This window comes from Agrobacterium sp. ICMP 6402 (assembly GCF_009498615.1).
Classification (GTDB): Bacteria; Pseudomonadota; Alphaproteobacteria; order Rhizobiales; family Rhizobiaceae; genus Agrobacterium; species Agrobacterium burrii.
In genome coordinates, this window is record NZ_QSNV01000002.1 from 621,640 (window position 1) to 642,378 (window position 20,739).

The 20,739-nt window shown below is 60.0% G+C and carries 16 protein-coding genes; 14 read left to right on the forward strand and 2 right to left on the reverse strand.

What is annotated here, in order from left to right:
• The first annotated feature begins 44 nt into the window (after positions 1-44).
• The 13 genes from DXT96_RS11040 (at position 45) to DXT96_RS11100 (ending at position 16,418) form a co-directional block, all read left to right on the forward strand.
• Complete coding sequence (locus DXT96_RS11040; protein ID WP_153514739.1) at positions 45-1,121, forward strand: DUF917 domain-containing protein; 1,077 nt, start codon at positions 45-47, stop codon at positions 1,119-1,121.
• Positions 1,118-2,656 carry a hydantoinase/oxoprolinase N-terminal domain-containing protein gene (locus DXT96_RS11045; protein ID WP_153514741.1) on the forward strand — a complete coding sequence of 513 codons (1,539 nt, stop codon included), beginning with the start codon at positions 1,118-1,120 and terminating at the stop codon, positions 2,654-2,656. Before DXT96_RS11040 ends, DXT96_RS11045 begins: the two co-directional genes overlap by 4 nt.
• A 44-nt stretch (positions 2,657-2,700) precedes the next feature.
• Positions 2,701-3,645, forward strand: a complete 945-nt coding sequence (locus DXT96_RS11050; protein WP_149899236.1) for an isoaspartyl peptidase/L-asparaginase family protein — start codon at positions 2,701-2,703, stop codon at positions 3,643-3,645.
• A gap of 103 nt (positions 3,646-3,748) precedes the next feature.
• Positions 3,749-4,654, forward strand: a complete 906-nt coding sequence (locus tag DXT96_RS11055; protein WP_153514743.1) for a LysR family transcriptional regulator — start codon at positions 3,749-3,751, stop codon at positions 4,652-4,654.
• A gap of 180 nt (positions 4,655-4,834) precedes the next feature.
• On the forward strand, positions 4,835-5,779 hold the full coding sequence (locus DXT96_RS11060) for an ABC transporter permease (RefSeq protein WP_153514744.1): 945 nt from the start codon (positions 4,835-4,837) through the stop codon (positions 5,777-5,779).
• Entirely contained in the window at positions 5,776-6,594 is an 819-nt protein-coding gene (locus DXT96_RS11065) for an ABC transporter permease (protein ID WP_153514746.1), read from the forward strand. The genes DXT96_RS11060 and DXT96_RS11065 overlap by 4 nt, the downstream gene beginning before the upstream one ends.
• The gene (locus DXT96_RS11070) at positions 6,591-8,225 is read left to right on the forward strand and encodes an ABC transporter ATP-binding protein (RefSeq protein WP_153514748.1); all 1,635 of its coding nucleotides are present in this window, start codon (positions 6,591-6,593) and stop codon (positions 8,223-8,225) included. Before DXT96_RS11065 ends, DXT96_RS11070 begins: the two co-directional genes overlap by 4 nt.
• Before the next feature lie 13 nt (positions 8,226-8,238).
• The gene (locus DXT96_RS11075) at positions 8,239-9,075 is read left to right on the forward strand and encodes a serine hydrolase (RefSeq protein WP_188356019.1); all 837 of its coding nucleotides are present in this window, start codon (positions 8,239-8,241) and stop codon (positions 9,073-9,075) included.
• 36 nt (positions 9,076-9,111) lie between these two features.
• Positions 9,112-10,656: an ABC transporter substrate-binding protein gene (locus DXT96_RS11080; protein ID WP_188356018.1), complete on the forward strand. Its 1,545-nt coding sequence runs from the start codon at positions 9,112-9,114 to the stop codon at positions 10,654-10,656.
• A 129-nt stretch (positions 10,657-10,785) separates the two neighbouring features.
• Entirely contained in the window at positions 10,786-12,228 is a 1,443-nt protein-coding gene (locus DXT96_RS11085) for a M20 family metallopeptidase (protein WP_153514750.1), read from the forward strand.
• A gap of 417 nt (positions 12,229-12,645) precedes the next feature.
• Positions 12,646-13,575, forward strand: a complete 930-nt coding sequence (locus tag DXT96_RS11090) for a sugar ABC transporter substrate-binding protein (protein ID WP_149899228.1) — start codon at positions 12,646-12,648, stop codon at positions 13,573-13,575.
• Between the two features lie 237 nt (positions 13,576-13,812).
• A complete protein-coding gene (locus tag DXT96_RS11095) occupies positions 13,813-15,354 on the forward strand; it encodes a sugar ABC transporter ATP-binding protein (protein WP_149899227.1) in 1,542 nt (513 codons plus the stop codon).
• A gap of 32 nt (positions 15,355-15,386) precedes the next feature.
• Positions 15,387-16,418, forward strand: a complete 1,032-nt coding sequence (locus DXT96_RS11100) for an ABC transporter permease (RefSeq protein ID WP_149899226.1) — start codon at positions 15,387-15,389, stop codon at positions 16,416-16,418.
• A gap of 99 nt (positions 16,419-16,517) precedes the next feature.
• Here DXT96_RS11100 and DXT96_RS11105 read toward each other — a convergent pair whose 3' ends face one another.
• A complete protein-coding gene (locus DXT96_RS11105; RefSeq protein ID WP_149899225.1) occupies positions 16,518-17,273 on the reverse strand; it encodes a gamma-glutamyl-gamma-aminobutyrate hydrolase family protein in 756 nt (251 codons plus the stop codon).
• Positions 17,274-17,566: 293 nt separating this feature from the next.
• On the opposite strand from DXT96_RS11105, the gene DXT96_RS11110 reads away from it, so the two are divergent.
• On the forward strand, positions 17,567-18,664 hold the full coding sequence (locus DXT96_RS11110; RefSeq protein ID WP_153514751.1) for a TRAP transporter substrate-binding protein: 1,098 nt from the start codon (positions 17,567-17,569) through the stop codon (positions 18,662-18,664).
• 211 nt (positions 18,665-18,875) lie between these two features.
• Here the strand turns inward: DXT96_RS11110 and DXT96_RS11115 are convergent, their stop codons facing one another.
• Positions 18,876-20,738, reverse strand: a complete 1,863-nt coding sequence (locus DXT96_RS11115) for a TRAP transporter large permease subunit (RefSeq protein ID WP_153514753.1) — start codon at positions 20,736-20,738, stop codon at positions 18,876-18,878.
• Between the last annotated feature and the right edge of the window lies 1 nt (position 20,739).

A 20,739-nucleotide genomic window follows, 5' to 3' on the forward strand; every position in this document is an offset into this window, starting at 1 on the left:
ATCGCTTGCAGCCGGAAAGGCTGTGGCATGCCCGAGGATGACGCATGATCCAGGAATTTTCCGAAGACGATATCGAACCTCTGGCCACCGGCGCCTGGATTCTGGGAACGGGCGGCGGCGGCAACCCCTATATCTCGACGCTCAATCTGCGCCGTCTTTATGACGAAGGCAAACGGGTGAAGGTCATGGATCCCATGGCGCTCGCCGATGACGACATGGTTGCGGTCGTCTCCAAGATGGGTGCGCCGCTTGTCGGTCAGGAGCGGCTGGGAGACCCTGTCCATCTCGCCCGCGCTGTCGAGGTGATGGAGGATTATCTCGGCAAGCCGTTCCGGGCGATCATGAGCGTCGAAATCGGCGGTTCGAACGCACTGTCGTCCTTCCTCGCCGCCGCCATGCTTGACCGACCGGTCGTGAATGCCGACGCCATGGGACGCGCCTATCCGGAAGCGCAGATGACATCCTTTGCCATCGGCAACCTGCCGATGTTTCCGCTGTCGCTGGTCGATGTCCGCGACAATGAGGTGATCGTGACGCGGGCGGCCTCCTGGAAGTGGATGGAGCGCATCTCGCGCAAGGTCTGCACCGAAGTCGGCTCCACCGCCGCCACCTGCAAGGCACCGCGCACCGGCAGGGAAGTGAAGGAATGGGGCATTCACTACACCGTCACCAAGGCGACCGAACTCGGGCGCGCGGTGATGGAGGCGCGTGCGCGCCATGACGATCCGGTTCAGGCGGTTCTCGATCATGAGGGCGGCAAGCAGCTGTTCCGCGGCAAGGTGGTGGATGTGGCCCGCGAGACCACCGGTGGTTTCCTGCGTGGCAGCACGACCATTGAAGGCATCGATGCCGACCGCGGTTCGCGCATGGAACTGGCCTTCCAGAACGAATGGGCGGTCGCCTTCCGCGATGGCCAGCCGGTTGCCATGACGCCGGACCTGCTTTGCCTTCTCGACACTGTTTCCGGCGGCGCCATCGGCACGGAATCGGTGCGTTACGGCCAGCGCGTCACGGTTGTCGCCTTACCCGCGCCGGAGCTCTTGACGACACCTGCCGGCATCGCCGCCGTCGGCCCGCGCGCCTTCGGTTATGACATTGATTTCAGATCGGTATTCCCATGAAACGCATCGGTATTGACGTTGGCGGCACCAATACGGATGCCGTTCTGATCGATGGAGACACTATCGTCGCCTCCATCAAGGTCCCGACCACGCAGGATGTCCTCTCCGGCGTAAAGGCGGCGCTCGCTCATGTGGCAGGCCATGTCGGCGCGGCGGACCCGCCGATCGATGCCGTGATGATCGGCACCACCCATTTCACCAACGCAGTGGTGGAGCGCGCCAGGCTGGAGCGGGTCGCCGCCATCCGCATCGCGCTGCCGACAGGTTCTTCGCTGCCGCCGATGTGTGATTGGCCGAAGGATCTCCGCGAGGCCGTCGATCCGCTGATCTTCATGGTGCATGGCGGCCATGAATATGACGGCAGCCCGCTGGTGCCGATGATCCCCGACGAAATCCGCGAGGCGGCGATGAAAATTCGCGATGCGGGCATTACCTCCATCGCCATTTCCGCGACCTTTTCGCCGCTGACGACGGAATGTGAGGTGCGGGCGGCGGAGATTGTCCGTTCGGTGATCCCTGATGCGCGCATCACGCTTTCCCATACGCTTGGGCGCATCGGGCTTCTGGAGCGTGAGAATGTCGCCCTCCTGAATGCTGCCTTACAGACGCTTGGCAAGACCACCGTTCAGGCATTTTCGGATGCGCTGCGCGAAGCCGGTGTGAAAGCACCGTTCTATCTGACTCAGAACGATGGCACGGTGGCGCTGGCGGATGTGGCTGCCGCAAACCCCGTGCACAGCTTCGCCTCCGGCCCGACGAATTCGATGCGCGGTGCGGCCTTCCTGACCGGGCTTTCCGATGCCATGGTGGTGGATGTCGGCGGCACCACCTCCGATATCGGCTGCCTTGTCGGCGGGTTTCCGCGGGAGGCGAACAATATCGTCCATATTGGCGGGGTGCGCACGCTTTTCCGTATGCCCGATCTTCTACCGATTGCGCTCGGCGGTGGCACCATCGTCGATCCGCAGACAGGCAAGATCGGTCCGCGCTCGGTGGGGTATCGCATTCTCACGGAAGCCCGCGTTTTCGGCGGCGAAACGCTGACGACATCGGATATTGCCGTGGCCGCAGGCCTGATCGAGATGGGTGACAAAGATCGCGTGAAGGGGCTGGACCCGGCTTTTGTGCAGGCCTCGCTTCAACGCATCCGTGACATGGTGGCCGACAGTTTCGACCAGATGAAGACGTCTGCGGAAGACGTGCCGCTGGTTGCGGTTGGCGGTGGGGCTTTCCTGATCCCCGAAACGGTTCCGGGCGCATCGGAAGTGCTGCGTGTGGAAAATGCCGGCGTTGCCAATGCGCTCGGCGCGGCCATGGCGCAGGTTTCCGGCGAGGTGGATCAGGTCTTTTCCGGCCTGAGCCGCGACGAAGCCCTTGCGAAAGCCGAGACCGAAGCGCAGAACGCGGCGGTTGCTTCAGGTGCGGGGCGCGAAAGTCTCAAGACGCTTGAAGTCGAGGATATCCCGATCGCCTATCTGCCTGGGGGCGCGCGGCGAGTCCGCGTGCGGGTCATCGGCGATATTGCCTTTCATTGATGGTAAGAGGCCCTGCCGGGACGGGGCTACGAGGGAGTGAGCACATGACGAAGATCGCACTGGCCATTCACGGTGGTTGTGGCGTGATGCCGGAAGACAGCATGACGGCCGAGGAGTGGGCTGCCGCGCGTGATGATCTGGCGGCAGCGCTGCGTGCCGGTTACGGTGTGCTGAAGGCTGGCGGAACCGCGCTCGAAGCCGTCGAGGCGGCTGTCGTTGTCATGGAGGATAGCCCGCATTTTAATGCCGGGCATGGTGCCGCACTCAACGAAAACGGCATTCACGAACTCGACGCCTCGATCATGGATGGTGAAACGCTGGCGGCAGGTGCGATCAGCGCATCCCGTGCCATTCGCAATCCGGTGAAGGCGGCTCGCGCGCTGATGGTGGATGAGCGTGCCGTCTATCTGACGGGTGAGGCGGCCGACCGCTTCGCAAAGGAAAAAGGGCTTGCCACCGAGCCTCAATCCTATTTCACCACGCAAAAGCGCGTGGAGGCGCTGGCGGCGATGAAGCACCATGCCGCTACAGGCACGGAAGCGACCGAAAACGAAAAACACGGAACCGTTGGTGCGGTGGCGCTCGATGCGGCGGGGCACCTTGCCGCGGCCACTTCGACGGGTGGTTACACCAACAAACCGGACGGCCGGGTGGGCGACAGCCCGGTAATCGGTGCCGGCACCTATGCGCGTGATGGCGCCTGCGCTGTATCAGGCACCGGCAAGGGCGAGTTTTTCATCCGTTATGTCGTCGGCCATGAGATCGCGTCCCGCGTCGCCTACCTCGGACAGGATCTGGAAACCGCTGCCGGCAATCTGGTCCACAAGGATCTGGCCCCCTATGATATCGGTGCCGGACTTGTGGCGATCGACGCCGAAGGCGGCGTTGCCGCACCCTATAACACGCCCGGCATGTTTCGTGGCTGGGTGACGCCATCGGGCGAGGCACGCGTTGCCACCCATGACACGGTCTATGAGGTGAAATTGTAGGCCGCTATCTCGTTCGGAATAAAAAACCGGTGACATGAAGCACTATCGGCGGCAAAAGGTTTGAACCGATACAGGCGCGTTTTTCATCCATGGTGCTGGCCTCATGAACATCAAGCAACTCGAAGTCCTGCGCACGCTTCTCTCCACCGGCTCCACCATCGCTACCGCCAAGGCCATGGGCCTCAGCCAGTCCGGTGTCAGCCGGCTTCTGGCGCAGCTGGAGGCGGACCTGTCGCTGACGCTGTTTGCCCGTGACAAGGGGCGGCTGATACCGACGCCGGAGGCCGCACTTCTTGCCAGCGATGCGGAAAATGTGCTGCTTGCCGTTGATCGTATGTCCGGCCACGCTGAAGATCTGCGCAATGGTGCGGCCGGTCCGGAAATCGTCCGCATCGGCCTGCCGAGCAGCATGTGGGAAAATTTTGCGCCCGCGATGCTGATCGACTATGTCAGGGATTTTCCGGGGGTGCGTATCGAGACTTTTTTCGAAACGACCACCGCCATCAACAAGCTGGTCGGCGAGCGGGTAATCGATCTCGGTTTCCTGCGAATGGAAGGCGAGATCGGGCCGGGCATCGATGTCGAGCGTGTTGCGACTGGTAAAAGCGTCTGCGTGGTCCGGCAGGACCATCCGCTTGCCGGGCTTGCCGAAATCACCGTCAAGGACCTGCGCAACATTCCGCTGATCCTGATCGGCCGGCAGCGGCCGAACCGCATGGCGCTCGATCAGGTCTTCAAGAAGGCGGGCGTCAAACCGATGGTGAAGATCGAGACCCATACCAACAGTTCCGCCTGCGCCTATGTCGCGCACGGGCTGGGGGTGACGATCATCAGCAGTTTTTACGCGAATCTCTACCGGCACCTTCCCGTTGTCGCCCGACCCTTCATTCCCCAGTCGACGCAGGAGTTCGGTCTTGCCCGTGCCTCAGGCGCGCCGCTTTCCATCGCCGCCCAGGCCCTCAGCGACGCGCTGAAAAGGGAAATCCAGCTATCGCAAAAAATCGACTGAAAACGGGGTTTTGCGCAAGAAATCTCATTGTCCCTGTCAGGGCAGAACATGCGGCCATTCTGCATAGATGTATGACGTTTACGCATAATATTGCGCCTTATTTATCATTCCGTCATAGTCATCGGCAACGAAACCGATAGAGGCGGGATGTCATTTCCGGCCATCAATCGTGGGGAACCGATGATAAGATTTATACTGAGCCGTCTTTTGATGGCGCTGCCGACGATCGCATTCGTGTCGATCACGGTTTTTGCGCTCATCCGCTTCATTCCGGGCGATCCGGCCGCCCTGATGCTGGGCGACATGGCGCAACCGGAACAGATCGAGGCCATGAGGACCGAACTCGGCCTCGACAAGTCCATGCCGCAACAATTCGTCATCTGGGCCGGTAATGTGGTGCAGGGTGATTTTGGCCGCTCCATCGTCAATGACGAGGCGGTGTTGCCGCTGGTCGTATCGCGCTTTCTCGTCAGTGCAGAGATCGTCGTGGTCGCCGTGTTGCTCGCCAGCCTGATTGCGGTTCCGGCGGGTGTTATCGCCGCGTGGAAACAGAACAGCCTCACTGACCTCGCGCTTGTGGGAACGGCAACCCTGCTGCTGTCCATCCCGACATTCTGGCTGGGCCTTCTGCTTCTGCTGTTCTTCGGTCTCAAGCTCGGCTGGTTGCCGGTGCTGGGATATGTGTCGATCGGCGACAATCTCGTCGGCGGCATGCTTTATCTCGTCCTGCCTGTCATGACGCTTGTCATCCACGAAATGGGTGTTCTGATCCGCATGGCGCGCGCCTCCACGCTGGAAGTGCTGCGGCTGGATTACATCACCCATGCTCGCGCCAAGGGGCTTTCGGAAAGTGCTGTACTCTGGCGGCACGCCTTCAAGAATGCCTTCGGCCCGACCTGGACGATGATCGGCCTTATCCTCGGCAATCTTCTCGGCGGCATCGCCGTCATCGAGACGGTGTTCACCATTCCGGGTCTCGGACGGCTGATGGTCGATAGTATCTTCGCCCGCGACTACCCCGTGATCCAGGGCTGCCTGCTGTTCGTCTCGCTGTCCTATGTGCTGGTCAACCTCTTCGTCGACCTTCTTTATCCCCTCTTCGATCCGCGGGTGGTTGCCGAATGAAAAAGTTCACACTCAACGGGCTTATCGGCGGCTTTCTCATCGCCATCCTGCTCATCACAGCCATGACAGGCCTGCTCTGGACGCCGTATGATCCGATGAAGCTCGGTTTCGCCTCGCGTCTGGCCGGCCCAAGCGCCAGTCATCTGCTCGGCACCGACGAATTCGGGCGCGATGTTTTGAGCCGCCTGATGGTCGGCGCGCGCGCCAGCGTCTGGATCGGCTTCCTGACGGTCAGCTTCGCGACGATCTTCGGTACCCTGATCGGCCTTGTCAGCGGTTATGCGCGCGGCTGGGTGGATGGCGTCATCATGGCCATCAACAATGCACTCTTGGCCTTTCCGGGTATTCTTCTGGCACTCGGTTTGCTCGCGGTGTTCGGCGCAAACCAGTATGGCATCATCTTCGCGCTCGGCATCGCCTATACGCCATCCATGGCCCGCGTGGTGCGCGGTGCGGTGCTTTCTCTGCGTGAGCGGGAATTCATCGAGGCGTCGCTGGTGATGGGCAATGGCGAGATCTACACCATGTTCCGCCATATCCTGCCCAATTGCATCGCGCCGATCACGGTTCTTGCCACCTCCATGTTCGGCTGGGCCATCCTGTCGGAAAGCGCGCTCTCCTTCCTCGGTCTCGGTGTGCCGCCGCCGGCCCCTACTTGGGGCAACATGCTGGCCGCCGGCCGGCCCTTCATCCAGCAGGCCGTCTGGCTCGGGCTGTTCCCCGGTCTCTGCATCGCGCTGACGCTGCTCGGCATCAATCTTCTGGGCGATGCCCTGCGCGACAGGCTTGACCCGCGCATGAGAGGTCTCAAATGACGGACAATACTCTTCTTACCGTGCGCGGCCTTTCGCTGGAGGTCAAAGGAAGTGGCCACCGGGTGGTGAAGGATGTCTCCTTCGATATTGCCGCTGGCGAAATCTTCGGCATCGTCGGCGAAAGCGGATCGGGAAAAACGCTTGCCACACGCTCGCTCATTTCGCTTCTGCCGCCTGCGATTGCCGTTACCGGCGGATCGGTCATCTACAAGGGGCAGGACGTGATGTCCCTGCCGGCGAGCGCGCTTCGCCGCCTGCGCGGCGCAGAGATCGGCGTCGTGTTTCAGGAGCCGATGACCTCCCTCAATCCGTCGATGACGATCGGCCGACAGCTGGAAGAGGGGTTGGTCCTTCACACGAAGCTGTCGCCGGAAGAGCGCCGCGAGAAAATTCTCGGCATGTTGCGGCGGGTCGGCATCCGCGACCCCGAAGGCGCACTGGCAGCCTATCCGCATGAGTTTTCCGGCGGCATGCGCCAGCGCATCATGCTGGCCTCGGTCATGCTCCTGAAACCGGCCTTGCTGATTGCGGATGAGCCGACGACGGCGCTCGATGCGGTCATCCAGCGCGACGTCATGGAACTGATGGTGGAACTGACGCGGGCTGAAGGCACCGCCGTGCTGCTCATCAGCCACGATCTGCCGATGGTGGCGCGTTATACCAGCCGCATCGTGGTGATGGAAAAAGGCGCCATCGTAGAACAGGGCCGCACCGAAGACCTGCTGGATGCGCCGCAGCATCCCTATACGAAAAAGCTGCTTTCCTCTCTGCCCTTTCGGGGGGAGCCGCGCGCCATCGACACCAGCAAGGCACCGATGGTTTCGGCAAGGAATATTGTCGTCGATTATGCCGGCCGCAAGTCGCTGCTCAAAAAGGCCAAGTCGAAGCGGGCGCTGCATGGTGTCAGCATCGATATTCACGAGGGCGAGGTCGTGGCGCTCGTTGGCGGCTCCGGTTCCGGCAAGACGACGCTTGGCCGCACCATTGCCGGTCTGGTCAAGGAAAGCGAAGGGCAAATCCGCTTTCAGGGCCGGGAGCGCAACGAGGACTGGAACGATTATCGCCTGAATTGCCAGATGGTGTTTCAGGATCCCTATTCCTCGCTCGATCCACGCATGACCATTCAGGCGCTGGTGGAAGAGGCGCTGCGGCTCGTACCCGGCCTTGACCACGTCGCCAAGCGCAAGCGGGCGCTGGAAACGCTGGAGGAGGTGGGGCTGGCGGCGGATTACGCCGCCCGGTATCCGCACGAGCTTTCCGGCGGCCAGCGCCAGCGTGTGGCGATTGCCCGCGCCATTGCCCGCCGCCCGCGTTTCCTCATCGCCGATGAGCCGGTTTCGGCGCTCGATGTGACCGTGCGGGCGCAGGTGCTCGATCTCTTTTCCGATCTGCAGAAACGTTATGGTTTTTCCTGCCTATTCATCAGCCACGATCTCGGCGTGGTCGAACAGGTGGCCGACCGTGTCGTCGTCATGCAGGACGGCCGCATCATCGAAGAAGGTGACCGCGACACGATTTTCGACAGCCCGAGAGAGGCCTATACGCGCCGGCTGCTCTCGGCCATTCCCGCCCTCGACCAGAATGAAAAGGGTGGTGTGACACTGAAATGGCGTCTGGAAGATGAAGTTTAACAGGAAGATGACAATGACCGTGGCTGCCCAACTGAATGCGATCTGTGATGCACAGCCTTTCGTGACGCGCTTCATGGTGCGCAATCTCCTGACCGGCGAAGAGATCGGTCGGGGGGAAAACGAGGAGACGCCATCGGGCAGCACCCGCAAGACGTCGATCATGATGGCCGTGCTCAAGGCCGCCAGCGAAGGGCGGATCGATCTCGACCAGCCCGTCACCTATGAGAAGCGGCTGGCGGAAGAGGTGGCGAGCGGCATGTTCCGCTATATGACGCCGGGCATCGTCATTTCCCTGCGCGATGCGCTGGCCGGCATGATGGTGCTGAGCGACAATGTCTGCACCAAGATGGTGCTGGAACGGCTGACGCTGGAAGAGGTGGACAGCTATTGCAAGTCGCTCGGGATGGCCAATACCCACCACCGTTTCCTCATTCCGCCGCTGGCACTGGCGGCTGACCATCCGTTGAAAACCGTCACCACCACCTCGGCGGCGGATCAGGTGCTTCTGCTGCAGACCATCCTCGATGCCCAGTCCTCGCCGGAGGCGCAGGCAAAGCTCGGTTGCAGCCCGCAATTATGCGGTTGGGCGATGCAGACGCTGAAAAACCAGATTTTGCGTTATGGAATCCGCTCCCGCCTGCCTTTCGAGGCCATGGTGGCCAGCAAGAGCGGACGCGGCAAGCGCGGGCGCATGGATGCCGGCATCGTCTACAGAAACGGCGCACCGTCCTTCATCATCACCGCCTATACGGACGAGGTGCCGCAAACCATGCCTGATGGTACGCCCGGATACACCATCGCGCTCGAAACGATCGGCCGGCTGGCACAGGCCTGCTGGGACGGGTTTTAATCAATCACAATCAACGACAACAAAGAGGGTAGAACAGTGAAAAAACTTCTTCTCGCAGGCGTTGCCCTGCTGGTAACGGCCAATATCGCGGCGGCCCGCGACATCACCATTGCGCAAAGCTCGGATCTGCGCAGCAACAATCCGGGCGTGAACCGTGACGGCAATACGGACGGGGTTATCCTGCATATCGTCGAAGGCCTTGTCGGCTATAACAATGCCGGCGAGGTGAAACCGCTTCTCGCCGAAAGCGTCGAGGTTGCGCCTGATGGCCTGACCTATACGTTCAAGCTGCGCAAGGATGTGAAATTCCACAATGGCAAGCCGCTCACCGCAGAGGATGTCGTCTGGAACTGGACACGTTACCTGAAGCCGGAAACCAAATGGGCCTGCCTCAATGATTTTGCGGAAGGCGGGGCAGCACACGTCACCGGCGTCAAGGCCACGGATGCATCTACGGTCGCGATCACGCTTGCAAAACCCTCCGCCGTCTTCCTCGGCCTGATGTCGCGGCCGGAATGCGGTTATACCGGCATGATCTCGCCGGAATCCGTCGCTGCCGATGGCAGCTTCGTCAAGCCGATCGGCACCGGCCCTTTCCAGTGGGATGAGTGGAAGAAGGGCGAATATATCCGCCTTGCCAAATTTGCCGATTATGTTTCGCCGGCAAATGACGGCAAGCCGGATGGCATGGTCGGCTCCAAGCGGCCGCTGGCTGACGGTATCAAGTTCATGGTCATTCCGGATGCATCGACCGTGAAGGCGGGCCTTGAATCCGGTGTGCTCGATACGGCCGAGATTTCTCCCGATCTCATTCCGGAATTCAAGACCAACGAGAAGATGCAGCTGATTGTTGCCCGCAACAACGGCAAGAACCTGTTCTACATCCAGACGCGCGACAAGGTGCTGAGCAATCCCGGCGTGCGCCGCGCCATGGCGATGGCGCTTGATCTCGACGAACTGGTCGCCGCCGCATCGAACGGCACGGGCGAAGCCAACGGTTCGATGGTCTCGCAGGACTCGGTCTATTTCGACGAGGCCCAGAAGAAGCGTCCGGCCTATGACGTCGAGGCGGCGAAGAAGGAACTCGAGGCCGCCGGCTACAAGGGTGAGCCGATCTCGATCATCGCCAACAAGCGCGGCAACGTGCCGAGCTTCCCGGCCGCCGTGATGGCGCAGGCCATGATGCAGCAGGCGGGTCTCAACGTGCAGATCGAGGTGCTGGATTATGCCACGCAGGTCGACCGCCGTCGCTCCGGCAATTATCAGGTGATCTCACAGTCGGTCGCCCCGCGCCTCGATCCGGCTCTGATGTATGCCTTCTATGTCGGCAACAAGGACAAGAATGCTTCGCTGATGTGGGATGATCCGAAGGCGATCGAGCTGATGAAGGCCGCCTATGTCGAGGCCGACCAGACCAAGCGTCAGAAGATTTTTGACGAGTTCCATGAGCTGATGCTGAAGGAAATGCCCGGCATCTTCCTTTACGACATGGTCGATGTCTGGGGTGCGACGAAGAAGCTCAAGGGCCAGCCGGTCTGGCAGTCGAACGCCCGCCTCTGGGAAGTCTCGGTCGACAACTGATCCACTATCGCCCGCGCCGGAAGTAAAGCCCGGCGCGGGCATTTTCCATCATAGACCGTAAGGATTTGGCGGTGCCTCCGCCGAAACGATTGCGTGCGCCCGCAAAGGGCGGAAATGCGAGGACAAGCCATGAACCGTGAAGCCGTGATGTCGATTGCCGCCGAAATCGAAGCGATGAAGCCCGATTTCACCACCCTGAGCGACAGCATCTGGGATTTTGCCGAGCTGAAATTCGAAGAACGGCAATCCGCCGGCGTTCTGGCAGCCGCGCTTGAAGAAAATGGCTTCGCGGTCCGCCGTGGTGTGGCGGGCATGGAGACGGCCTTCATCGGCGAATTCGGCAGCGGCAAGCCGGTCATTGCCTTCCTCGGTGAATTCGATGCGCTGGCCGGCATGAGCCAGGTGGCCGATGTGGCGCAGGTTCAGCCGCTTGAACCTGATGCCACCGGCCATGGTTGTGGCCACAACCTGCTCGGCGTCGGCTCGCTGATGGCGGCCATCGCGCTTGCCCGGCATCTGAAAGCCAGCAATCTGCCCGGCACGGTGCGTTATTACGGTTGCCCCGGCGAAGAGGGTGGTTCCGGCAAGACCTTCATGGTCCGCGCCGGCCTGTTCGACGATGTCGATGCGGCGCTGACCTGGCACCCGGCACCCTTCAATGGCGTACGTTCCACCAATAATCTTGCCGTGCTGGAATATTTCTACCGTTTCAAGGGTGTTGCGGCTCACGCCTCCAACGCCGCCCATCTCGGCCGCTCAGCTCTCGATGCCGTCGAACTGATGAATGTCGGCGTCAATTTCCTGCGCGAACATATGCCGCAGGATTGCCGGGTGCATTATGCGATCACCGATACCGGCGGCAAGGCGGCGAATGTGGTGCAGGCGAAGGCCGAAGTGCTTTACCTGATCCGCGCCCCGGAAATGCGCCAGGCGCTCGATCTTGCCGCCCGGGTGGACAAGGTGGCGCGCGGTGCGGCCATGATGACCGAAACCGAGGTGGAGATCATCTTTGATACTGCCTCCACCAACCTTCTGCCCAACATCACGCTGGAAACGGCGATACATGAAAACATGGTGGCGCTTGGCCCTGTCGCCTTCGACGAAGCGGATATCGCTTTCGCAAAGAGTATTCAGGACACCTTTACTGATGAGGCGATCAAAAGCAGCATCCGGCTCTACCAGATAAAGGGCGATGTCTTTTTCAACCGGAAGATCGATGGTTCGACGCCCCTGCATCTCGGCCTGCGCGATTTCGAGGGCGAGTCACATTTCCGGGCGGGCTCCACCGATGTCGGTGACGTCAGCTGGATCACGCCGACCGCGCAGTGCTGGACGCCGGCCTGGGCGATCGGGACAAATCCGCATACCTGGCAGGTGGTAGCGCAGGGCAAGAGCCCGGCCGCCCACAAGGCCATGGCGCATGCCGCCAAAACGCTCGCATCGACCGGTCTTGCGCTGATGACCTCGCCGGAATTGCTCGCCAGTGCAAAAAAGGAATGGCAGGAAAAGACCGAAGGCAGCGATTACGTCTGCCCGATTCCCGCAGATGTCATGCCCGGTTCGCATAAATAGAACGTACCGTTCCAGCATCCGTTTCAATGGCCGATATGCGGGCTTGAGATTGAATTCGACCTCGCATCAAACTTGGCGCTATCCTCGGGCTTGCCCCGGGGGTCCATAATTTCAAAGGTTTATGGCTCCTCGTCGCAAGGGCGGGGAGGACATGAAAAGAACGGGCCGGTACACCTGTCGGCAATCCGGCCCGAAGCTCCATCCCTCTTAATCTCCCGTCATCACCGCCTTGTGTGCCGCTTCGTCGCCTGGCTGCGAAGAAAACATTGACGTTCGAACCAAAAATGGAATAAATATATCGAACAGCAGAAAATCGGTTTCATTATTCCGTTTTCTGAATGTGAGGAGGTAGCGGCGGGCTTTCGGGTCCGCTTCCGGCTGGGAGAGGTGGCGCCGGACACCGCGGAGGAGAAGACAATGAAGAAGCTTATTATTGGTGCAGCCATGTCTGTGCTTCTGGGCACGGCGGCACATGCAGAAACCGTCGGTGTTTCGATGGCTCAGTTCGACGACAACTTCCTGACCGTGCTGCGCAACGGCATGCAGGATTATTCCAAGGAACTGAAGGGCGTTACCCTGCAGGTTGAAGACGCGCAGAACGACGTTGCCAAGCAGCAGAGCCAGATTCAGAACTTCATCGCGTCCAAGGTCGATGCGATCATCGTCAACCCGGTTGATACCGACGCGACGGCGGCCATGTCGAAACTTGCGACAGAAGCCAAGATTCCTCTGGTTTATGTTAACCGCCAGCCGGTGAACGTGGATAGCCTGCCGGACGGACAGGCCTTCGTGGCATCTGAAGAAACCGTGGCCGGTACGCTGGAAACCAAGGAAGTTTGCCGTCTTCTCGGTGGTAAAGGCAAAGCCGTCGTCATGATGGGCGAGCTTTCCAACCAGGGCGCGCGCATGCGCACGCAGGCCGTGCACGATGTTCTGAAAACCGATGACTGCAAGGGCATTTCGGTGGTTGAAGAGCAGACGGCCAACTGGCAGCGCACGCAGGGCGCCGACCTCGTCACCAACTGGCTCTCCAGTGGTGTCGAATTCAACGCGGTCATCGCCAACAATGATGAAATGGCCATTGGTGCCATTCAGGCGCTGAAATCCGCTGGCAAGGACATGAAGGACTATGTCGTTGCCGGTGTAGACGCCACGCAGGACGCGCTTGCCGCCATGCGGTCAGGCGATCTCGATGTGACGGTGTTCCAGGATGCTGCGGGCCAGGGCAAGGGCGCTCTCGATGCGGCGCTGAAGCTGGTCAAGGGCGACAAGGTCGACAAGAAGGTCTACATTCCCTTCCAGCTCGTCACGCCTGAGAACGTCAAGGACTACGTGGCCAAGAACTGACGATCCCGTTCCGGCATTTGCGCCCGATTGAAGTAACATCGGTAGCAGATGCCGGACTCGGACGGCAACCGAAGGCCCAGCCTGCGGGCTGATCTCGATAATTAGAATTTCAGTGAATTCAAAGTGTTACAGCGCCCTTTTTGTCTTTAATGACTCGGCGCTGTAAGCCTCCCCGGAGGACGGCTGCGATTTCGCAGGCCCATTTTCCGGTCATTTTTGTCTATTGTGGAGGGTGAGATGGTCGTCAGTCCATCGACAATGGCCGCCGTGCGCGCCAGCGGCGCTGTGCCGAACGCAGAATTTCTTCTGGCAGCGGACGGCATACGCAAGGAATTTCCCGGCGTCGTGGCGCTTGATGATGTGCAGTTCCACCTCAAGCGCGGCACCGTGCATGCGCTGATGGGCGAGAACGGCGCCGGCAAATCGACGCTGATGAAAATCCTTGCGGGTATCTACCAGCCGGATGTCGGCGAAATCCGCCTGAAGGGCGCCCCTATACGCCTCGATTCCCCACTCGACGCGCTCGAAAACGGCATTGCCATGATCCATCAGGAACTCAACCTGATGGCCTATATGACGGTGGCCGAAAACATCTGGATACGCCGCGAGCCGAAAAACCGGCTTGGTTTCATCGACCATGGCGAAATGTATCGCCGCACGGAAGCGCTGCTGGAAAGGCTCGGCATCGACCTTGACCCGGAAACGCGCGTCGGCGAGCTGTCGGTTGCGAGCCGACAGATGGTCGAGATCGCCAAGGCGGTTTCCTACGATTCCGACGTTCTGATCATGGATGAGCCGACATCGGCGCTGACGGAGCGCGAGGTGGAACATCTGTTCCGCATCATTCGCGACCTCAGGGAACGCGGCATCGGCATCGTCTACATCACCCACAAGATGAATGAGTTGTTTGAGATCGCCGACGAGTTTTCCGTCTTCCGCGACGGCAAATATATCGGCACTCACGCCTCCACCGATGTGACGCGTGATGACATCATCCGCATGATGGTGGGCCGCGAAATCACCCAGATGTTCCCGAAGGAAGAGGTTCCGATCGGCGATGTGGTGCTGTCGGTCAAGAACCTGACGCTCGACGGCGTGTTTCACGACGTCTCTTTCGATGTTCGTGCCGGTGAAATTCTCGGCGTTGCCGGTCTTGTCGGCTCGGGCCGTTCGAATGTGGCGGAAACGGTGTTCGGCGTCACGCCGGCGTCGTCGGGTACTGTTGCAATCAATGGCAAGCCGGTTTCGATCATGAGCCCGACGGAGGCCATTCGCCACCGCATGGCGTTCCTGACGGAGGACCGCAAGGATACCGGGTGTCTGCTGATCCTCAATATTCTGGAGAACATGCAGATCGCCGTGTTGCAGGACAAGTATGTCGCCAACGGTTTCGTGCAGGAAAACGCTCTTTCGGAAGCCTGCGAGGAAATGTGCCGCAAGCTCCGGGTCAAGACGCCGCATCTTTACGAGCGTATCGAAAACCTGTCGGGCGGCAACCAGCAGAAGGTGCTGATTGGCCGCTGGATGCTGACCAAGCCGCGCATCCTCATTCTGGATGAACCGACGCGCGGCATCGATGTCGGGGCCAAGGCGGAAATTCACAAGCTGGTTTGCGAGATGGCGCGCGAGGGCGTCGCCGTCATCATGATTTCCTCCGAAATGCCGGAGGTTCTGGGTATGAGCGACCGTGTCATGGTCATGCATGAAGGTCGGGTCACGGGTTTCCTTGACAGAAGTGAAGCCACGCAGGTGAAGGTGATGGATCTCGCATCGCGGTGAGGCGCGCCGGGATTTCTCGAGGAGGAACGATTATGAACACAAACGCCGCCGCCAACGCAGAGTTGGATGCAAAATCCGGACGCAAGCCGCACAGGCGCATACCGCCGGAAGCCAATATCTTTTTCGTGCTGATCGGCATCGCGCTGGTCTATGAAATTCTCGGCTGGATTTTCATCGGCCAGAGCTTCCTGATGAACCAGCAGCGCCTGACGATCATGATCCTGCAGGTGTCGGTGATCGGCATCATCGCCGTTGGCGTGACGCAGGTCATCATTACCGGCGGCATCGACCTGTCCTCCGGTTCGGTTGTCGGTCTGACGGCGATGTTGTCTGCCAGCGTGGCGCAATCCTCCACCTGGCCGCGGGCGCTTTATCCGGGCTTGACCGACCTGCCATTCTTTATACCGCTCGCTGTCGGCATATTGGCCGGGGCTTTGGCCGGGTTCATCAACGGGCAGCTGATTGCACGCACGAAAATCCCACCCTTCATCGCAACACTTGGCATGATGGTGACAGCGCGTGGCCTTTCCAAGTGGTACACGAAGGGCCAGCCGATCTCCGGCCTGACCGATGGTTTCAACTTCATCGGCACGGGCATCTGGCCGGTCGTCGTTTTCCTCGTCGTTGCCGCGATCTTCCACGTTGCGCTGCGTTATACGCGTTATGGCAAGTTCACCTATGCGATTGGCGCTAACCAGCAGGCGGCACGCGTTTCCGGCATCAATATCGAGGCGCATCTGATCAAGGTCTATGCCATTGCCGGCATGCTGGCAGGTCTCGCCGGCGTCGTCACCGCCGCCCGTGCACAGACGGCACAGGCCGGTATGGGTGTGATGTATGAACTTGACGCCATCGCCGCAGCCGTTATCGGCGGCACATCGCTTGCCGGCGGCGCTGGCCGCATCACCGGAACGGTCATCGGCACCATCATTCTCGGGGTCATGACATCCGGCTTCACGTTCCTCAGGGTCGATGCCTATTATCAGGAGATCGTCAAAGGCCTGATCATCGTGGCCGCCGTCGTCGCCGACGTCTACCGACAGAAGAAACGCGCAAAGCGCTAAACACTCCTCCTCCCGGACTTGGGGCAAGCTTTCAGGCTTGCCCCTTTTTTTGCGCTGGCCTTGGAGACCCGGCTTATGTCGGAGGGCAGGGGATGATTTTTAGGCCTTGCTGTTTCGGTACTCGTGAACAGCCTTGCCGAAGGCCTCGAACAAGGCGCGGGACGGCGCGTCCGTCTCGGCCCAATATTCCGGATGCCATTGCACACCGACGGCAAAGCCCTTGGCGTCGATGACGGAAACGGCTTCGATCGTGCCGTCCGCTGCCGTTGCCTCCACCTGAAGGCGCGGTGCTGTTTCGGCAATCGCCTGCCGGTGCAGCGAGTTGATCTGGATTTCACCCGACATGCCGAGGTGCTGCGCAATGCAGGAGCCTTCTCGGACATGCACGGGCTGGCGGATGGCGAAGGATACGTCGCGGTCGTCATGTTCGGGCTTGCGGTGATCCCAGATGCCTGCCTGTTCCTGAATCTCGGAGGCCAACGTGCCGCCGAGCGCAACATTCAACTCCTGAATGCCGCGACAGATGGCCAGCATCGGAATGCCACGTTCGATGGCGCGGCGAATGAGCGGCAGGCTGGTCGCGTCGCGGGCGGGATCGAAGGGGCCGTCGCTTTCCTGCGCCTCTTTTCCATAGAGGGAAGGGTGCACATTGGTGGCCGAGCCGGAGACGAGCAGGCCGTCTACCCTGTCCAGAATGGCGTCGACCTCGTTACCGTCCTCGAAGGCCGGAACGATGAAGGACATGACACCGGCCACCTTCAACGCTGCGGAAAGATACTGGTTCTGCGCCGCATGCCAGTCGGCTCCGGTGAAGTGCCGGATGTCGGCGGGAACGGCAATAATGGGTTTTGGCATGGTGGCTCCGGGGCGAATCTTCGAAATTTGTGCGACTGCCGGTGCGCCAAGTCAAGCAGGTGTTTTGCGTTTTGCCGGTAATGGATGCGCCTAAAGTATAAGGCGGTGCGAGGATATTTCAGTTGCAAATAAAATACGAAGGGGAGTTCCCGAAAAGGCCGGTTTTCCGCGATTAATTCTTGGCCCGGGTGCTTGTCAGCCGGGCGGTAACCGTGCTTACTTTGCTGCGATGCCTGAACAGCAAAGAGGGGAATTCAAAGCTGCGGGCAGCGTTCATATCTGGGAGGATATAGATGGATCGCCGTTCCTTTATGAAAAAAGGTGCGCTTGCGGGAGCCGCTACGGCCGCTCTGGCCGCGCCCGCCATTGCACAGCAGAATACCAAGATCACCTGGCGTCTGACGTCGTCGTTTCCGAAATCGCTCGACACGATCTATGGCGGTGCCGAGGATATTGCCAAGCACGTCTCTGCCGCAACCGACGGCAATTTCACCATCCAGCCCTTTGCTGCCGGTGAAATCGTGCCCGGCCTGCAGGCGGCCGATGCCGTGTCGTCAGGCACGGTGGAAATGTGCCATACCTGTTCCTACTATTACGTCGGCAAGGATCCTACCTTCGCCATCGGCACGGCGATACCCTTCGGCCTCAATGCCCGCCTGACCAATTCCTGGTTCTATGAAGGCAACGGCAACAAGCTGCTCAACGAATTCTACGCCAAGCATAATCTCTACGGCATGATCTCAGGCAATACCGGCGCGCAGATGGGTGGCTGGTTCCGCAAGGAAATCAATACCGTCGATGATTTCAAGGGCGTGAAGATGCGCATTGCCGGTCTGGCCGGCAAGGTGGTGGAAAAGCTTGGTGTCGTGCCGCAGCAGATCGCCGGCGGCGACATCTATCCGGCACTGGAAAAGGGCACCATTGATGCCGCCGAATGGGTCGGACCCTATGACGACCACAAGCTAGGTTTCTACAAGGTTGCGAAATATTATTATTACCCGGCCTTCTGGGAAGGCGGCCCGGTCATTCATTCCTTCGTCAATCTGGACAAATGGAACAGCCTGCCGAAGAACTACCAGGCTGTGTTGCAGGATGCTTGCGCCTTTGCAAACACCAGCATGATGGCGAAATATGACGCCAAAAATCCGACTGCGGTGCGGCAACTTGTGGCTGAAGGCGCTGTTCTGCGGCCGTTCAGCCAGGAAATCCTCGAAGCCTGCTATAAGGCTGCGCTGGAAGTCTATGCCAATATCTCGGCATCCAACCCCGACTTCAAGAAGATTTACGAGGACCAGGTGGCCTTCAAGCGCGAGGGCTATCTGTGGATGCAGCTTGCGGAATATACGTTTGATACATTCATGATGATTCAGCAGCGCAACGGAAAGCTCTGATCTTTCGGTAAAGGCGGACCGGCAGAAAGCCCCGGAGATTTCGGTCTCCGGGGCCTTTTGTTCTTGAGCTGGAATTTCGGCCTCGCTGGCCTGTCAACCAACACTGATCAATTTATTATATCCGCGTGCCTGATGCCTGGATGGCAATGGGTCGGCGCAGCGTTGCGCGGGGATCGCTTTCGATCACCGCTGCGCTGCGCCGGTCGTGCTCTTATGGCCCGATCTTGGGCGGCTGGTTAAGGTCGGGTTGGGTGTTCGGCACGGGCTGCTGAGGTTGCGGTCCGCCCAAATTGAGCGGCGGCAAACCGAGCGCCGGCGGTGCTGCCGGAGCCTGGTTCCCCAGCCCGGATGGGGCTGGAGCCGGCCCACCGAGGTTGAGCGGCGGCAGACCCATGGATGGCTGTTGCTGAGACGCGCCGCCGCTGAGCGGAGGCAGTGACAGGTTGTTGTTTCCCAGCCCGCCGGGTATCTCGATCTTGATGGTGCTTGGATCGACGGTGGTGTGGCCACTCTTGTAGGTCAGGACCAGGCCGGGGAATGCGATGACGACCAGGATCATCACAAACTGGATGATGATGTAGGGGAATACACCCTTGTATATTTCCGTTGTTTTCACACCGGGCATTTTTTTGCCCGTCACCTTGTCCACCCAGGTGGAAGTAGGCGCGATTGAACGCAGGAAGAACAGCGAAAAACCGAAGGGCGGGGTCAGGAACGAGGTTTGCAGGTTGATGCCGAGAATAATGCCGAACCAAACGAGGTCGATCCCGAGTTTCTCTGCCACCGGGGCGAGCAACGGCACCATGATGAAGGCGATTTCAAAGAAATCGAGAAAGCAGCCGAGGATGAAAATGATGATCGTGACCACGATCAGGAAGCCGTATTCCCCACCAGGCAGGGCAAGCAGCAATTCTTCAATCCAGACATTGCCGTTGATGCCATAGAAGGTCAGACCGAAAACGCGGGCGCCGATGAGGATCATCATCACGAAGGCGGAAAGCTTCGTCGTCGCATCCAGCGCGTTCTTGACGATCGCCAGCGAAAGTCTGCCTTTGGCGAGCGCAAGGATAAGCGCGCCGGTTGCGCCCATCGCGCCGCCTTCGGTCGGTGTGGCAATGCCGAGGAAGATGGTGCCGAGGACGAGGAATATGAGCGCCAGTGGCGGCACCAGAACGATAATGACCTGTTCGGCGAGGCGTGAAATGACCTTCTTGCTCGCGGCGCTATTAAAAATAGCAACGAGATAAACCGCGAATACGGCGAAGGCGAGCGCTGTAACGAGCCGCCATTCCGGGCTTGTTATGCCGCTGAAGAGCACATGCATGCCGAGGAAATAAAGCGCCACCGACAGGGCGATCATCACCAGCAGCGAAGTAACGCCGTTTCCGAGAGTGCGGGCTTCCTTGGGAAGTGCGGGCACGAGCGCCGGTTTGAAAATCGAAATGGCGAAGATATAGGCGCAATAGGTCGCGACGATCAAAAGCGCGGGGTAGAGTGCGCCGACATACATGTCACCGACCGAACGGCCGAGCTGGTCCGCCATGACGATCAGAACGAGAGATGGCGGGACGATCTGGGCCAGCGTGCCGGAGGCGGCGATCGTGCCCGCGACGAGCGGACGGTTATAGCCGTAACGCATCATGATCGGCAGCGAGATAAGGCCCATCGCCATGACGGAAGCAGCCACGACGCCGGTGGTGGCGCCCAGCAGCGCGCCGACGAGAATGACCGCATAGGCGAGGCCGCCACGGATCGGGCCGAAAAGCTGGCCTATCGTATCGAGAAGGTCCTCCGCCATGCGGGAACGCTCGAGGATGATGCCCATGAAGGTGAAAAACGGGATCGACAACAGGGTGTCATTATACATGATCCCGTAGATGCGTTCCGGATGAGATTGCAATAATGGCCAGAACAGGCGGATTTCCGGAGAAATCCACGATAGCTCCACGCCCAGGGCAAAATAGATGAGACCGCCGGCGGCCAGGGTGAAGGCGACGGGGTAGCCGAGCAACAGCATCAGCATCACGCTGCTGAACATCACCAGCGGCAGGTTGTGCGCAATCAAATCTATCATG

Excerpts from the sequence above, each read along its gene's own strand:
- DXT96_RS11040 (WP_153514739.1), top strand. The coding sequence starts at position 45 with ATGATCCAGGAATTTTCCGAAGACGATATCGAACCTCTGGCCACCGGC.
- DXT96_RS11045 (WP_153514741.1), top strand. The coding sequence starts at position 1,118 with ATGAAACGCATCGGTATTGACGTTGGCGGCACCAATACGGATGCCGTT.
- DXT96_RS11050 (WP_149899236.1), top strand. The coding sequence starts at position 2,701 with ATGACGAAGATCGCACTGGCCATTCACGGTGGTTGTGGCGTGATGCCG.
- DXT96_RS11055 (WP_153514743.1), top strand. The coding sequence starts at position 3,749 with ATGAACATCAAGCAACTCGAAGTCCTGCGCACGCTTCTCTCCACCGGC.
- DXT96_RS11060 (WP_153514744.1), top strand. The coding sequence starts at position 4,835 with ATGATAAGATTTATACTGAGCCGTCTTTTGATGGCGCTGCCGACGATC.
- DXT96_RS11065 (WP_153514746.1), top strand. The coding sequence starts at position 5,776 with ATGAAAAAGTTCACACTCAACGGGCTTATCGGCGGCTTTCTCATCGCC.
- DXT96_RS11070 (WP_153514748.1), top strand. The coding sequence starts at position 6,591 with ATGACGGACAATACTCTTCTTACCGTGCGCGGCCTTTCGCTGGAGGTC.
- DXT96_RS11075 (WP_188356019.1), top strand. The coding sequence starts at position 8,239 with ATGACCGTGGCTGCCCAACTGAATGCGATCTGTGATGCACAGCCTTTC.
- DXT96_RS11085 (WP_153514750.1), top strand. The coding sequence starts at position 10,786 with ATGAACCGTGAAGCCGTGATGTCGATTGCCGCCGAAATCGAAGCGATG.
- DXT96_RS11090 (WP_149899228.1), top strand. The coding sequence starts at position 12,646 with ATGAAGAAGCTTATTATTGGTGCAGCCATGTCTGTGCTTCTGGGCACG.
- DXT96_RS11095 (WP_149899227.1), top strand. The coding sequence starts at position 13,813 with ATGGTCGTCAGTCCATCGACAATGGCCGCCGTGCGCGCCAGCGGCGCT.
- DXT96_RS11100 (WP_149899226.1), top strand. The coding sequence starts at position 15,387 with ATGAACACAAACGCCGCCGCCAACGCAGAGTTGGATGCAAAATCCGGA.
- DXT96_RS11105 (WP_149899225.1), bottom strand. The coding sequence starts at position 17,273 with ATGCCAAAACCCATTATTGCCGTTCCCGCCGACATCCGGCACTTCACC.
- DXT96_RS11110 (WP_153514751.1), top strand. The coding sequence starts at position 17,567 with ATGGATCGCCGTTCCTTTATGAAAAAAGGTGCGCTTGCGGGAGCCGCT.
- DXT96_RS11115 (WP_153514753.1), bottom strand. The coding sequence starts at position 20,738 with ATGATAGATTTGATTGCGCACAACCTGCCGCTGGTGATGTTCAGCAGC.